Origin of the sequence: Pseudarthrobacter polychromogenes (genome assembly GCF_014644495.1) — a bacterium.
Taxonomy (GTDB): Bacteria; Actinomycetota; Actinomycetes; order Actinomycetales; family Micrococcaceae; genus Arthrobacter; species Arthrobacter polychromogenes.
Window position 1 is genome coordinate 114,213 of sequence record NZ_BMKU01000002.1, and the last position, 13,561, is coordinate 127,773.

13 protein-coding genes and 1 riboswitch are annotated in these 13,561 nt (G+C 65.7%); of the genes, 11 read left to right on the forward strand and 2 right to left on the reverse strand.

Translation table 11 applies throughout. From position 1 onward, the window contains the following. Nucleotides 1-104 precede the first annotated feature (104 nt). Together IEX43_RS03810 and IEX43_RS03815 are read left to right on the forward strand one after the other, a co-directional pair. Nucleotides 105-1,652: an APC family permease gene (locus tag IEX43_RS03810; RefSeq protein WP_188809159.1), complete on the forward strand. Its 1,548-nt coding sequence runs from the start codon at nt 105-107 to the stop codon at nt 1,650-1,652. After that, nucleotides 1,649-3,382, forward strand: coding sequence for a flavin monoamine oxidase family protein (locus IEX43_RS03815; protein WP_188809160.1), 1,734 nt, complete (start codon nt 1,649-1,651; stop codon nt 3,380-3,382). The genes IEX43_RS03810 and IEX43_RS03815 overlap by 4 nt, the downstream gene beginning before the upstream one ends. 24 nt (nt 3,383-3,406) lie before the next feature. Here IEX43_RS03815 and IEX43_RS03820 read toward each other — a convergent pair whose 3' ends face one another. Next, nucleotides 3,407-3,928 (reverse strand): gamma carbonic anhydrase family protein, encoded by a 522-nt coding sequence (locus IEX43_RS03820; protein WP_188809161.1) that lies wholly within the window; start codon nt 3,926-3,928, stop codon nt 3,407-3,409. Between the two features lie 110 nt (nt 3,929-4,038). After that, nucleotides 4,039-4,899 carry a formyltetrahydrofolate deformylase gene (purU, locus tag IEX43_RS03825; RefSeq protein ID WP_188809162.1) on the reverse strand — a complete coding sequence of 287 codons (861 nt, stop codon included), beginning with the start codon at nt 4,897-4,899 and terminating at the stop codon, nt 4,039-4,041. A 43-nt stretch (nt 4,900-4,942) separates the two neighbouring features. Further along, nucleotides 4,943-5,029: riboswitch (ZMP/ZTP riboswitch) on the forward strand. A gap of 149 nt (nt 5,030-5,178) precedes the next feature. Between purU and glyA the strand changes: the two genes are divergently transcribed. The 9 genes from glyA (at nt 5,179) to IEX43_RS03870 (ending at nt 13,546) form a co-directional block, all read left to right on the forward strand. After that, entirely contained in the window at nt 5,179-6,474 is a 1,296-nt protein-coding gene (gene glyA, locus IEX43_RS03830; RefSeq protein WP_188809163.1) for a serine hydroxymethyltransferase, read from the forward strand. Between the two features lie 4 nt (nt 6,475-6,478). Further along, nucleotides 6,479-7,402: a bifunctional methylenetetrahydrofolate dehydrogenase/methenyltetrahydrofolate cyclohydrolase gene (locus tag IEX43_RS03835; protein WP_188809164.1), complete on the forward strand. Its 924-nt coding sequence runs from the start codon at nt 6,479-6,481 to the stop codon at nt 7,400-7,402. Between the two features lie 140 nt (nt 7,403-7,542). Further along, entirely contained in the window at nt 7,543-8,544 is a 1,002-nt protein-coding gene (locus tag IEX43_RS03840; RefSeq protein WP_377102726.1) for an ABC transporter ATP-binding protein, read from the forward strand. Then, on the forward strand, nt 8,537-9,382 hold the full coding sequence (locus IEX43_RS03845; RefSeq protein ID WP_188809165.1) for an ABC transporter permease: 846 nt from the start codon (nt 8,537-8,539) through the stop codon (nt 9,380-9,382). Before IEX43_RS03840 ends, IEX43_RS03845 begins: the two co-directional genes overlap by 8 nt. Beyond that, entirely contained in the window at nt 9,379-10,212 is an 834-nt protein-coding gene (locus IEX43_RS03850) for an ABC transporter permease (protein ID WP_188809166.1), read from the forward strand. The genes IEX43_RS03845 and IEX43_RS03850 overlap by 4 nt, the downstream gene beginning before the upstream one ends. A gap of 140 nt (nt 10,213-10,352) precedes the next feature. Continuing rightward, nucleotides 10,353-10,913 (forward strand): hypothetical protein, encoded by a 561-nt coding sequence (locus tag IEX43_RS03855; protein WP_188809167.1) that lies wholly within the window; start codon nt 10,353-10,355, stop codon nt 10,911-10,913. Between the two features lie 10 nt (nt 10,914-10,923). Continuing rightward, on the forward strand, nt 10,924-11,757 hold the full coding sequence (locus IEX43_RS03860; RefSeq protein WP_188809168.1) for an exodeoxyribonuclease III: 834 nt from the start codon (nt 10,924-10,926) through the stop codon (nt 11,755-11,757). A gap of 21 nt (nt 11,758-11,778) precedes the next feature. Then, nucleotides 11,779-12,822, forward strand: a complete 1,044-nt coding sequence (gene trpS, locus IEX43_RS03865) for a tryptophan--tRNA ligase (RefSeq protein WP_188809169.1) — start codon at nt 11,779-11,781, stop codon at nt 12,820-12,822. 4 nt (nt 12,823-12,826) lie between these two features. Next, nucleotides 12,827-13,546, forward strand: coding sequence for a 2'-5' RNA ligase family protein (locus IEX43_RS03870; RefSeq protein WP_229666306.1), 720 nt, complete (start codon nt 12,827-12,829; stop codon nt 13,544-13,546). Nucleotides 13,547-13,561 lie beyond the last annotated feature (15 nt).

A 13,561-nucleotide genomic window follows, 5' to 3' on the forward strand; every position in this document is an offset into this window, starting at 1 on the left:
AACACTATAGGTCATTCTGCACACTGTGAGATGCCGCTCACACACCTACGCTGGGTGAGGGGAAAACCAGACCAACCAGCCAACGACATGAACGGACGTCAACGATGACTGTGCCTACACTTACCGGCCCGGCAACGGGCGGCCCAGGCGGAATCCCGGCCCGTCCCGCCCTGGGCACGCAACTTTTGCGCCGCAAGCCGATCGCCCAGATGGTCAGCGAGGCCGAAGACAACGGCGGCGGCCCCCGCCTGGTCCGGAGTTTCGGTGTCCTTCAGCTGACCATGATCTCCGTGGGCGCCACACTGGGCACTGGAATCCTGGTGATCCTGGGGGAGTCCGTTCCACTTGCCGGCCCGGCCATCTGGATCTCCTTCGCCATCGCCGGCCTTGCTGCCCTGCTGTCCGCCGTTTCCTATGCGGAGATGGCTGGCATGGTCCCTGCGGCCGGCTCAAGCTACTCCTACACCTACGCCACCATGGGCGAAGGCATGGCCTGGGTCTGCGGCTGGTGCCTGGTGCTGGAGTACGCCGTCTCTGTGGCCGCCGTCGCGGTGGGCGCGGGACAGTATGTCAATGAGACCCTGGCGGTGTTCGGTTCCGTTCTCCCGGACGCGGTGTCACAGCCCCCCGGCGCCGGCGGCGTGGTCAACATACCGGCTATGGTGATCGTGGTGCTGGCCACCATCCTCCTGGTCCGCGGAGCGAAAGAGAGCGCCTGGATCAACACCACGATCGTCGTCATCAAGGTGGGCATCCTCCTCTTCTTCTGCGCCGTGGCGTTCACCGCCTTCAACGCGGGCAACTTCGAGCCCTTGCTGCCGATGGGTGCCGCCGGCGTCTCGGCAGCCGCCTCCACCGTCTTCTTTTCGTACATCGGCTTCGACGCCGCCTCCACCGCCGGCGAGGAAGCCCGCAATCCCAAGCGGGACCTGCCGCGTGCCATCATGCTGTCCATGCTGATCGTCACCACCATTTACGTCCTGGTGGCAGTAGCGGCGATCGGCGCCCGCCCCTGGGGCTGGTTCGATGGAACCGATGCCGCGCTGGTCCGGATTCTCGAAGAAATCACCGGCCAGCCGTGGATTGTGCTGGTTTTCGCTGCCGCAGCAGTGCTGGCGATTGCGAGCATCGTGCTGATTGTCCTCTACGGGCAGACGCGTATCCTGATGTCGATGTCCCGCGACGGCCTCATCCCCAAGATCTTCGGCCGCGTTTCCCGCCGCACCGGCACTCCGGTGGCAGGCACGCTCCTGGTGGGAACCGCCGTCGCGCTCACCGCCGGGCTGGTGCCCCTCGGTGCCCTCGCCGACGCCACCAGCATTGGCACCCTGTTCGCGTTCGCCCTGGTCAACGTGGCCGTTATCTACCTGCGCCGCACCCGGCCGGAGCTGGAGCGGACCTTCCGGGTGCCGCTCTTCCCGCTCACGCCCATTCTGGGGGCCGCGATGTGCGCCTACCTGATGGCCAACCTCGGCGCTGACACCTGGGTGGTGTTCGCCGTCTGGATGCTGGTGGGCATGGCCGCCTACTTCGGCTACGGACGCCGGAACTCCAGGGTGGCTGCCATGAGCAATGAGGAATACCGTGAGCTGTCCGGTCCCCAACTTCCAACCACACAAGCCCCCGAAACGACGAAGGCAGAAATCTCATGACCATCGCCACCGAACTGCCGGCATCCGACCCGTCCAGCACCTCCGCAGGCCCGGCTGCTCCTTCCACCGCAGGCGGCGCCGCAGCCGGTCCCATCACCATGCTGAACCCGGATTTTCCGTTCAGCTACGACCATTACCTGGCCCACCCGGACGGACGGGGATCCGTGCCGGCCGAACTGCTGGGAACGGAAGTGGCGGTCATCGGAGCAGGGCTCTCCGGCCTGGTCACGGCGTACGAACTCATGAAGCTGGGCCTGCGGCCGGTGGTCTATGAGGCGGACCAGATCGGCGGACGCCTCCGCACGGCGGCGTTCCCCGCGGCGCCCGGAGTGGTGGCCGACCTTGGCGGCATGAGGTTCCCCGTGTCCGGCAAGGCGTTCTACCACTACATCGACCTGCTGGGACTGGACACCCAGGAGTTTCCCAACCCGCTGTCCCCGGCCACGTCCAGCACCGTGATCGAACTGGCGGGCAAGAAGCACTATGCGGAAAAGCCGGGGGATCTCCCGCCGTTCTTCCGGGAAGTGGCGGACGCTTGGAAAGCCGCTGTGAATGACGGCGCAAAATTTGTCGAGATGCAGGACGCCATCCGGTCCAGGGATACCGCCCGGATCAAGGAACTGTGGAACGAACTGCTGCCCCTGATGGACGAGCAGACCTTCTACGGCTTCATCGCGGCCAGCGACTCCTTTAAGAAGGCCGGGTTTGCGCACCGCGAGGCCTTCGGCCAGGTGGGCTTCGGCACGGGCGGCTGGGATACGGACTTCCCGAACTCGATCCTGGAGATCCTCCGCGTGGTGTACACGGACGCCGATGACCAGCACCGGCTCATCAGTGGGGGAGCGCAGCGGCTGCCCGAGGCACTCTGGCGGCACGCGCCGTCGGGCATGGTGCACTGGCCCGACGGAACGTCCCTGGCGTCACTGCACTCCGGTTCGCCCCGCGGTGCGGTGGGAAAGATCAGCCGCGACCCGGACGGCAACCTGCGCATCCGCGAACGCTGGGGGCGCGAGGCCAGCTATCCGGCAGTGGTCACAACGTGCCAGTCCTGGCTGCTCTCCACCCGGATCCACACGGAGGAGGCGCTGTTCCCCGCGGAGCTGTGGACCGCCATCGAGCGCTCGCACTACATGCAGTCGTCCAAGACCTTCGTGATGGTGGACCGGCCGTTCTGGAAGGACATCGATCCTGACACCGGGAACGAGGTGCTCTCCATGACGCTCACGGACCGGCTCAACCGTGCCACCTACCTGCTGGACAACGGGCCGGACCAGCCCGCCGTCATCCTGCTCTCCTACACCTGGAACGACGACGCGCTCAAGTGGCTGGCCCTGGACGCCGACGAACGGGTGGAACTGATGCTGCATTCCCTGGAACAGATCTACCCGGGAGTGGACATTGCCAGCCACATCGTGGGCCAGCCCATCACGGTGTCCTGGGAGGCCGATCCCAACTTTATGGGCGCCTTCAAGGCGAACCTGCCGGGGCACTACCGCTACCAGCAGCGGCTGTTCACGCACTTCAAGCAGGATGCCCTGCCCGAATCGCAGCGGGGCATCTTCCTGGCAGGCGACGACGTCTCCTTCACCGCCGGCTGGGCGGAGGGCGCCGTGACCACCGGGCTGAACGCGGTGTGGGGCGTGGTGAACCACCTGGGCGGTTCCTCCGCTCCGGGCAACCCCGGTCCGGGCGAACTGCTGGACGCCATCGGGCCGATAAGCCTGGACTAGGAGCGGGCCTGTCCTGGCCTGTCCCTAAGGGGCGTGCAGCTCCCGGTGGGCGGCGGCCAGCTCGCGGTAGCGGGCGGCGTTGGCCCGGACGCCGTCGTACTCCTCCTCGGTAAGTTCCCGGCGGACCTTGCCCGGAACTCCGGCCACCAGCGAGCGGGGCGGCACCACCGTGCCTTCCAGGACCACGGCGCCGGCCGCAACCAGCGAGCCGGCGCCGATCACCGCCCCGTTGAGGACGGTGGCGCCCATCCCGATCAGGCAGTCGTCCTCCACAGTGCAGCCATGCACGACGGCGGCATGCCCCACGCTGACGCGTTCGCCCACCGCGCAGGGGAAGCCGGGATCCGCGTGCAGCACCACGTTGTCCTGCAGGTTGCTGCCTTCACCCACAGTGATGGCAGCGGTATCGGCCCGGACGGAGACGCCGTAGAAGGCGCTCGAGTCCCTGGCGAGGGTTGCGTTGCCGATGATCGAGGCCGTCGGGGCAACAAAAACGGATTCGTGGACGGCCGGGGTGGTCCCGGCGAATGGGTACAGAGGAGCCATGGGCCAAGCCTAGGACATCGCCCCTTCCCATCTAAGTAGCGCTAAGTGTCGTTTTGGGGCCGCAAAACGACACTTAGCGCTACTCAGTTGGGTGTGAGTTAAATTGGGCGTCAGTTAAAGACCACGGTCCGGTTGCCGTCCAGCAGCACCCGGTGCTCCGCGTGCCACTGGACGGCCTGGACCAGGGTGCGGCCTTCCACGTCCCGGCCCATCTGGACGAACTGCTCCGGGGTGCGGGCGTGGTCCACGCGGATGACTTCCTGCTCGATGATGGGGCCTTCGTCCAGTGCCGCCGTCACGTAGTGCGCTGTGGCACCGATCAGCTTCACGCCGCGCGCGTGGGCCTGGTGGTACGGCTTGGCACCCTTGAAGGACGGCAGGAACGAGTGGTGGATGTTGATGGCCTTGCCGGTGAGTTCGGTGCAGAGCTCGTCGGAAAGGATCTGCATGTAGCGGGCCAGGACGGTCAGCTCGATGTCGTGCTCTGCGATGATGGCGCGGAGCTTGTCCTCAGCCTGGACCTTCGTGTCCTTGGTGACCGGGATGTGATGGAACGGAATGCCGTAAAACTCGGCCAGCCCGGCCAGGTCCTGGTGGTTGGAGACGATGGCCGGTATCTCGATGGGGAGCGTCCCGGACCGCTGCTGGAAGAGCAGGTCGTTCAGGCAGTGGGCGGAGGTGCTGGCCATCACCAGGGTGCGGACTTTCTGTCCCACCGCGTTCAGGCTCCACTGCATGCCAAAGGCTTCGGTGACCGGCTCCAAAGCTGCCCGGAGCCCTGACGCGGGGGCCGCCGTCGTCACCTCCACCCGCATAAAGAAGTTGCCGGTGGCGGGGCTGCCGTACTGCTGCGAATCCGTAATATTGCATCCCGCCACCAGCAGGGCGCCGGCCACCGCATGGACGATTCCCGGGCGGTCCGGGCAGGACAGGGTTACTACGTACGCTTGCTTCAGCTGCTCTTCACTCACGCCTCATAGCCTACCCGCGCAGCAGCCCTCGGTTTTGGTACGCTGGGAGGGTCGCAACTGGCGTTGGGTGGCATAACCACCAGGGAGCGGCAATCACGAAGACCACGGATCGTACGCCTGGGCCGAGGGTCATGTCTTGCCGGATTTGGGGCTGCACCTGCGTCAGTACTGCAGCGCCATGCCCGCAGCCTCCACGCGCTGTCATCAGTGCGGCGTGAAGGTGCGCCAGCCGGTAGCCTGACCTTAGCAGTGCCCGTACGCCTAGCCAGGAGTTCTTTCGTGACTACAGCCACCTCCACCACCGCCGTCAGCAACCAGCCGCTGGCCGAGCTTGACCCCGAAATCGCAGCAGTCCTTGACCAGGAGCTCGGCCGCCAGCGCGGCACCCTGGAAATGATTGCCTCCGAGAACTTCGCCCCCCGCGCCGTTATGGAAGCACAGGGCTCCGTCCTCACCAACAAGTACGCCGAGGGCTACCCGGGCCGCCGCTACTACGGCGGCTGCGAATACGTTGACGTGGCAGAGCAGCTGGCCATCGACAGGGTCAAGGCCCTCTTCGGCGCCGAGTACGCCAACGTCCAGCCGCACTCCGGTGCCCAGGCCAACGCCGCTGCACTCTCCGCCATGATCACCCCCGGCGACAAGATCCTGGGCCTGTCCCTGGCCCACGGCGGCCACCTGACCCACGGCATGAAGCTGAACTTCTCCGGCAAGCTCTACAACGTGGCTGCCTACCAGGTGGAGGAAGACAACTTCCGCGTGGACATGGACAAGCTCCGTGAGCAGGCCATCGCCGAAAAGCCGCAGGTCATCATCGCCGGCTGGTCCGCCTACCCGCGCCACCTGGACTTCGCCGCCTTCCGCTCCATCGCGGACGAGGTTGGCGCGCTGCTCTGGACCGACATGGCGCACTTCGCCGGACTGGTTGCCGCCGGCCTGCACCCCAGCCCGGTGCCGCACTCCGACGTCGTCACCTCCACCGTGCACAAGACCCTCGCCGGCCCGCGCTCCGGTGTGATCCTGGCCAAGCAGGAGTGGGCCAAGAAGCTGAACTCCAACGTCTTCCCGGGCCAGCAGGGCGGCCCGCTCATGCACGTCATCGCCGCCAAGGCCGTGGCCTTCAAGATCGCCGGCACCGAGGAGTTCAAGGAGCGCCAGGAGCGCGTCCTGGAGGGTGCGAAGATCATCGCCGACCGCCTCAACCAGGCCGATGTTGCCGAAGCCGGCGTCTCCGTCCTCACCGGCGGCACGGACGTCCACCTGGTCCTCGTTGACCTCCGCAACTCGCAGCTGGACGGCCAGCAGGCCGAGGACCTCCTGCACTCGGTGGGTATCACCGTGAACCGCAACGCCGTTCCGTTCGACCCCCGCCCGCCGATGGTCACCTCCGGCCTGCGCATCGGCACCCCGGCGCTGGCCACCCGCGGCTTCGGCGCCGCCGAGTTCACCGAGGTGGCGGAGATCATCGCCACCGCACTGAAGGCCGGCACCAGCGCCGACGTGGAGTCCCTACAGGCCCGCGTGGACAAGCTCGCCGCCGACTTCCCGCTGTACCCGCAGCACGAGCAGTGGTGATCACATGACTGAAATGACCAAGACCGCACGGATCCTGGACGGCAAGGCAGCCGCTGCCGCCATCAAGTCCGAGCTGGCTGAACGCGTGGCCGCGCTCAAGGCCAAGGGTGTCACTCCCGGCATTGCAACCGTGCTCGTGGGTGCAGATCCGGCCTCGCAGCTGTATGTGTCCATGAAGCACAAGCAGTCCGAGCAGATCGGGATGAAGTCGATCCAGCGGGAGCTGCCGGCGGACGCCACCCAGGCACAGGTTGAGGACCTCATTGACGCGCTCAATGTGGACCCCGCCTGCCACGGGTACATCGTGCAGCTGCCGCTGCCGAAGCACCTGGACACCGACGCCATCCTTGAGCGCATCGACCCCGCCAAGGATGCGGACGGTCTGCACCCCACCAACCTTGGCCGGCTGGTGCTGAACGTCAACGGTGAGATCACCTCGCCGCTGCCGTGCACGCCCCGCGGCGTCATCGAGCTCCTGGAGCGCAACGGCTTCAGCCTTGCCGGCAAGCACGTGGTGGTGGTGGGCCGCGGTGTCACGATCGGCCGTTCGATCGGACTGCTGCTGACGCGGCGGGCCGTGAACGCCACGGTGACCCTCACGCACACAGGCACCGAGAACCTTTCCGAACTGCTGCGGCAGGCTGACGTGATTGTGGGCGCCGCCGGCGTCAAGCACATCGTCAAGGCCGCGGACGTGAAGCCGGGTGCAGCCCTGCTGGACGTCGGTGTCACCCGCGAAACCGACCCCGAGACCGGCAAGAGCAAGGTCTATGGCGACATCGACCCCGCCGCTGCCGAGGTTGCCGGGTGGATTTCGCCGAACCCCGGAGGCGTCGGTCCCATGACCGTGGCGCTGCTGATGACCAACGTGGTGGAAGCCGCCGAACGCCAAGCGGCGCAGGCAAGCGGCCCGGCCACCGCCAGGTAGCCCCTTTTCATCGCCCGACGGCGGTACCGCACCTTGTTGAACAAAGGTGCGGTACCGCCGTCGTGCTTTAAGCGCAGAGCCAGAGCGCAGAAGTGGAAGTCCCCTTCCACCTGACTGCCGGCTCTACTAGTCTGCGGAGGGTGCACAACAAAGCCACCATGTCCTCCGGCGGCGCAACCGGCGCCGTCCAGCCAGCCAATGAGCCTTCCACCGATGCCCACCCGACCGTCATCACGGCAGAAAACCTGACCAAGACCTACGGTGACGTTGCCGCCGTGGACGGCATTTCGTTCAGCGTCCCCGCGGGGGAGTCCTTCGGCCTGTTGGGGCCCAACGGTGCCGGCAAGTCCACCACCATGAAGATGATCGGCGGCGTCACCCGGCGCACCTCCGGCGCCCTCCACATCATGGGCCTGGACCCCGACTCGCACGGGCCCGAGGTGCGGGCGCACCTGGGCGTGGTGCCGCAGCAGGACAACCTGGACGAGGAACTCCGGGTCCGCGACAACCTCCTGGTCTACGGCCGGTACTTCGGCCTCCCCATGAGCTACCTGAAGCCGAAAGCCGATGAGCTGCTGGAGTTCGCCCAGCTGACGGACAAGGCAAAGTCCAAGGTGGACGCGCTGTCCGGCGGCATGAAGCGGCGGCTGACCATTGCCCGTTCGCTCATCAACGAACCCCGGATCCTCTTGCTGGACGAACCCACTACCGGGCTCGACCCCCAGGCCCGGCACATCCTCTGGGACCGACTGTTCCGGCTCAAGGAACAGGGCGTCACCCTCATCCTGACAACCCACTACATGGACGAGGCCGAGCAGCTCTGCGACCGGCTGATCGTGGTGGACAAGGGCAGGATCATGGCTGAGGGATCGCCTGCGCAGCTGATCCGCGAGCACTCCACCCGCGAGGTGGTTGAGCTCCGGTTCGGATCCGAGCGGAACACCACCATCGCCTCGGAGCTGCAGGGCATCGGGGAGCGGCTGGAAGTCCTGCCGGACCGGGTGCTGATTTACGCGCACGACGGCGAGTCCGCCCTTGAGCAGGTGGCGTCCCGCGGCCTGCGGCCGCTGACATCCTTGGTGCGGAGGTCCTCGCTGGAGGACGTGTTCCTGCGGCTGACAGGCAGAAGCCTTGTTGACTGAAGGCACGGCAAGGGAGGCGTTGCGGGCCCACAGTCCGCAAATTGCGGCTGCCAGGGCACGGCGGTGGGGCGCGTTCTATTACGCCGAGCAGGTGCTGCGGGTGATGAAGGGCTACGGCTGGTCCATCATCATGTACAGCGTGGGCCACCCTGTGGCGTACCTGTTTGCCATGGGCGTGGGCCTGGCCACGCTTGTAGACGCGCAGGGGACGGAGGCCTTCGGGGGAGTGGGCTATGTGACCTTCGTGGCCCCGGCGCTGCTGGTTTCCGCGTCCGTCATGACGGCCACCAACGAGTTCACGTTCCCCGTGATGGACGGGTTCAAATGGCGCCGTACCTATTACGGGCCGCACGCCTCGCCTCTGACTCCCCAGCAGATTGCTGCGGGCCACATCATGGCGGTGACCCTGCGGCTCCTGTTGCAGTCCGCCGTCTATTTCGCGGCTATTCTCCTGTTCGGTGCCGCGCCGGGCGGCTGGGGCTGGGCCAGCATCCTGGTGGCAACGCTAGCTGGCCTTTCCTTTGGCCTTCCGCTGATGGCGTACTCGGCCTCTATCACCGAGGACAAGGGCCAGTTCGCCCTGGTGATGCGTTTTATCGTGATGCCGCTCTTCCTGTTCTCCGGGACCTTCTTTCCGCTGGACAGCCTCCCGCTGGCGGTGCGCTGGGTGGGCTGGATCTCTCCCATCTGGCATGGCACCGAACTGGGACGCGTCTTCAGCTACGGGTACCAGCAGCCGCCGTTGCTGACCGTCCTCCACGCGGTGGTGCTCGTGGCTCTTGCGGTGCTGGGCTGGTTCCTGACCCGGCGGCAGTTCGCGGCAAGGATGGGCCGATGAGCGCCGGCCTGCCAGTGAAAAGCGCACCGGACCAGGCCCGCAGCAGGACGTTCGGGCCGCTGTATTCGCGCAACGCCAGGGCCGTCATTTCGCGCGGCCTGCTGGCCACCCGGAGCACAAACTGGCTGGTGATGCTCTCCGGGTTCTTCGAGCCGGTCCTGTTCCTCATCTCCATGGGGGTGGGGCTCGGCGCAATCGTGGGCTCCGTCCAGGGCCCCGGCGGCGGGGAGATCAGCTACGCCGCATACATTGCCCCGGCCCTGCTGGCAGTCTCGGCAATGAACGGCGCGGTCTACGACTCCACCTGGAACGTGTTCTTCAAAATGAATTTCGCGAAGCTGTACCAGGGCATGCTGTATACCTCGCTGGGGCCGCTGGACGTTGCCCTCGGGGAGATCTTCCTGGCGCTCCTTCGCGGCCTGCTCTACGCCACGGGTTTCACGGCGGTGATGGGGCTCATGGGCTTGATCACCACACCCTGGGCGCTCCTGATGGTGCCTGCCTCCGTGCTGATCGCGTTCGGGTTCGCGAGTATCGGGATGGGGATCACCAGTTTCCTGAAGACCTTCCAGCAAATGGACTGGGTCAACTTCGTAATGCTGCCGATGTTCCTGTTCAGCGCCACCTTCTACCCGCTGAGCGTCTACCCGCAGGCCATTCAGTGGCTGATCCAGGCCATGCCGCTCTGGCACGGTGTCGAGCTGCTGCGCCAGATCAGCGTGGGCACCTTTACCGCTGCCACCCCCATCCACATCGGCTACTACCTGGTGATGACCGCCGTCGGCATGCTGCTCACGACTGTCCGGTTGCGGCAGCTCTTCCTGAAGTAGCCCCCCCAACTGGGTAGCGCAAAGTGTCGTTTTGAGGCTCCAGAACGACACTTAGCGCTACCTAGTTGGGATGGATGGGTTTTGTTCGCCGCGGGTGGAAGGCGGCGGGAGCATACTCCGGCATTTGAGAGAATGGGTGCATGCAATCTCTGGGCAGTTCCAAGTCATCCTCCAAACACGCCAGGGGCGGATTCTCCATGTTCCGCATCAGCGGGCCGGGACTGATGGTCCTCGTCACCGCCTTCGTTGTGGCCGTCATCTTCGCGGCCAACCAAAACGACGTCGTGGGCTGGGTTGTTGCCATCATCGCCGCCTTCTGGCTGGCCCTCGCCTGCTTTGTTGTCTTCAGCATCCAGAAGGCTGCCAAGAAGGCAGGAGCCAAGCTGACGGAAGCCCAGAACGCCTTCAGCACCGCTGCAGGGCGGGGCCCGTACGCCTCTGCCGACCAGGGCGGAACCCGGGTGGTCGCCGAGCGCAGCCAGGCGGACGAGGTCCGTGACCTTAAGCTGGACCACTCGTTCAAGATCGTCCAGGTGCAGATCCGCGTGGTGGAAGAGGAGCGCGCCAAGGGCGCCGCTGCCAACCAGGACACCATCAACCGGGCCCTGGAAACAATTGAGATCACAGCCACCAATGCACGGGACATGATCAAGTCCTCCGGCGGCAATGGAGAACCGGTCACCGGAACCATCATCGACTAGAGTGGAGCGGGTGATCTCGGCATTGAAGAAGGACCACCTTCGCATCGCGTCCGTTAATGTCAACGGCCTCCGGGCTGCCTACAAAAACGGAATGGCGGCGTGGCTGGAGCCGCGCGGAGTGGACATCCTCTGCCTGCAGGAAGTCCGCGCCCCTGACGCGATCGTCCGGCAGCTGCTGGGCGAAGGATGGCACATCCTGCACGCCGAGGCAGAAGCCAAAGGCCGCGCCGGCGTCGCAATCGCTTCCCGGGAGGAACCCCTGGCAACCCGTAACGGCATTGGCGACGATTACTTTGCCACGGCCGGACGCTGGGTGGAAGCCGATTTCCGTTTCGCCGATGCCGCTGGACACCCGGTCCAGCTCACTGTGGCGAGTGCCTATGTCCACTCCGGTGAGGTGGGCACGCCCAAGCAGGATGACAAGTTCCGGTTCCTGGATGTCATGACCAGACGGCTGCCGGAACTGACCAAACACAGCGACCACGCCCTGGTGGTTGGTGACCTCAACGTTGCCCACACACCGCTGGACATCCGCAACTCGAAGGCCAACCTCAAGAAAGCGGGCCACCTGCCGGAGGAACGCGCCTACTTTGACCGGTTCTTCGGCGAGGAAATCGGCTGGCAGGACGTCCACCGCAACCTGGCCGGCCCGGTGGACGGTCCCTACACGTGGTGGTCCCAGCGCGGGAAGGCGTTCGACAACGACACCGGCTGGCGCATCGATTACCACCTGGCCACCCCGGCCCTGGCGGCGGCCGCCATCTCGGCCGTGGTTGACCGGGCACCCTCGTGGGACACCCGCTTCTCCGACCATGCCCCGCTGGTAGTGGACTACCAGCTCTGAGCCCCGAAGGTTTCCTCCCCCATGACTAGCCAGATCTCCCCGGCAACCAAGAAGCGCATCCTCTCCGGCGCCAAGCCCACAGCCGACTCCCTGCACCTGGGCAACTACATCGGCGCCGTCCGCAACTGGGTTGACATGCAGGCGGAGTACGACGCCGTCTTCTTCATTCCGGACCTGCACGCCATCACGGTGGACTTCGATCCCGCTGAACTGGCCAAGCGCACCCGGATTGTGGCCGCCCAGTACATCGCCGCGGGCATCGACCCGGACAAGAGCATCTTCTTTGTCCAGTCCCATGTGCCGGAGCACGCGCAGCTCGCCTGGGCACTGAACTGCATCACCGGATTCGGCGAAGCCTCGCGGATGACCCAGTTCAAGGACAAGACCCAGAAGTTCGGCGCCGACGCCGCCACCCTGGGCCTGTTCGCCTACCCCACCCTGATGGCCGCGGACATCCTGCTGTACCAGACCGACCTGGTGCCCGTGGGAGAGGACCAGCGCCAGCACCTGGAGCTCACCCGCAACCTGGCCCAGCGCTTCAACACCCGGTTTGGCCACACGTTCACTGTTCCCGAGGCGACCATCGTCAAGGAAAGCGCCAAGATCTACGACCTTCAGAACCCCAGCGCCAAGATGTCCAAGACGGGGGAGTCGCCCAACGGAGCCATCCAGCTACTGGAGGACCCGAAGGTTGCGGCCAAGCGCATCAAGTCGGCAGTGACCGACGCCGGAACCGACATCCGCTTCGACGCTGAAGAAAAGCCGGGCATCTCAAACCTGCTGACCATCTACTCGTCCCTGACGGGCAAAACCATCCCTGAGCTCGAAGCCGAATACCAGGGCAAGATGTACGGCCACCTCAAGGTGGATCTTGCTGAGGTGATGGTTGAGTTCGTTACGCCGTTGCGGAACCGCACCAATGAGCTAATGTCCGATCCTGCGGAGCTGGACAGGCTGCTCGCACACGGCGCCGAGCGCGCCCGCGAGATCGCCTCGGCCACCCTCGCGCAGGTGTACGAGCGCATGGGCTTCCTTCCGTCCCTCAGCCTCGCCGGAGTCCGTTAGCGCCATGTCGTCCAGCAAAGTCGCGGCAAGGGAAGCTGCCCGTGCCACCCGCCGGGTGGCGGGGACCCCCGGCGGTTCCCACGCAGACCCTGCGGATCACCGTGCTGCGGCAGCCAGCCCCGTGTCCCGGCCGGAAGACATCAGCGTTGGCGTCATCCTGGGGTTCCCGGCCGACATTGCCGAAGAGCTGCAGCGCTGGCGGGCGTCCTTCGGCGATCCCCTGGCGGACGTAGTGCCGGCCCACATCACGTTGGTCACCACCACCACGACTCGGGACTGGGAGGGCACGCTGGAGCATGTCCGCGAGGTGGCCCGCCAGCAAAGCCCGTTCGAGGTCACCATCGCAGGCACGGGGACGTTCCGCCCTGTTTCCCCGGTGGTCTTCATCAATGTGGAGGACGGGTTCGAGGACTGCGTTGAACTCCACGAAAAGCTCCAGCAGGGCCCCCTCCACCGTGAGCTGCCGTTTGCGTACCACCCGCACGTCACCATCGCGCACGATGTGGCGCCGGAAAACCTTGATGAAGCCGAAACGGTGCTGAGGAACTACAGGGCCACCTTCCCCGTGGTTAGCATGGGACTTTACGAGCACGATGCCAACGGCATCTGGCAGCTACGGGAAGAGCTGGACTTTGGGACCCAAACTGACAACGACGGCACCAGACCCGCGGATTCCGCCCCGGGCCCAGCCGAAACAGGCGGGACAGCAACCGCTTCCCACTGACCATGCCCACCTGAA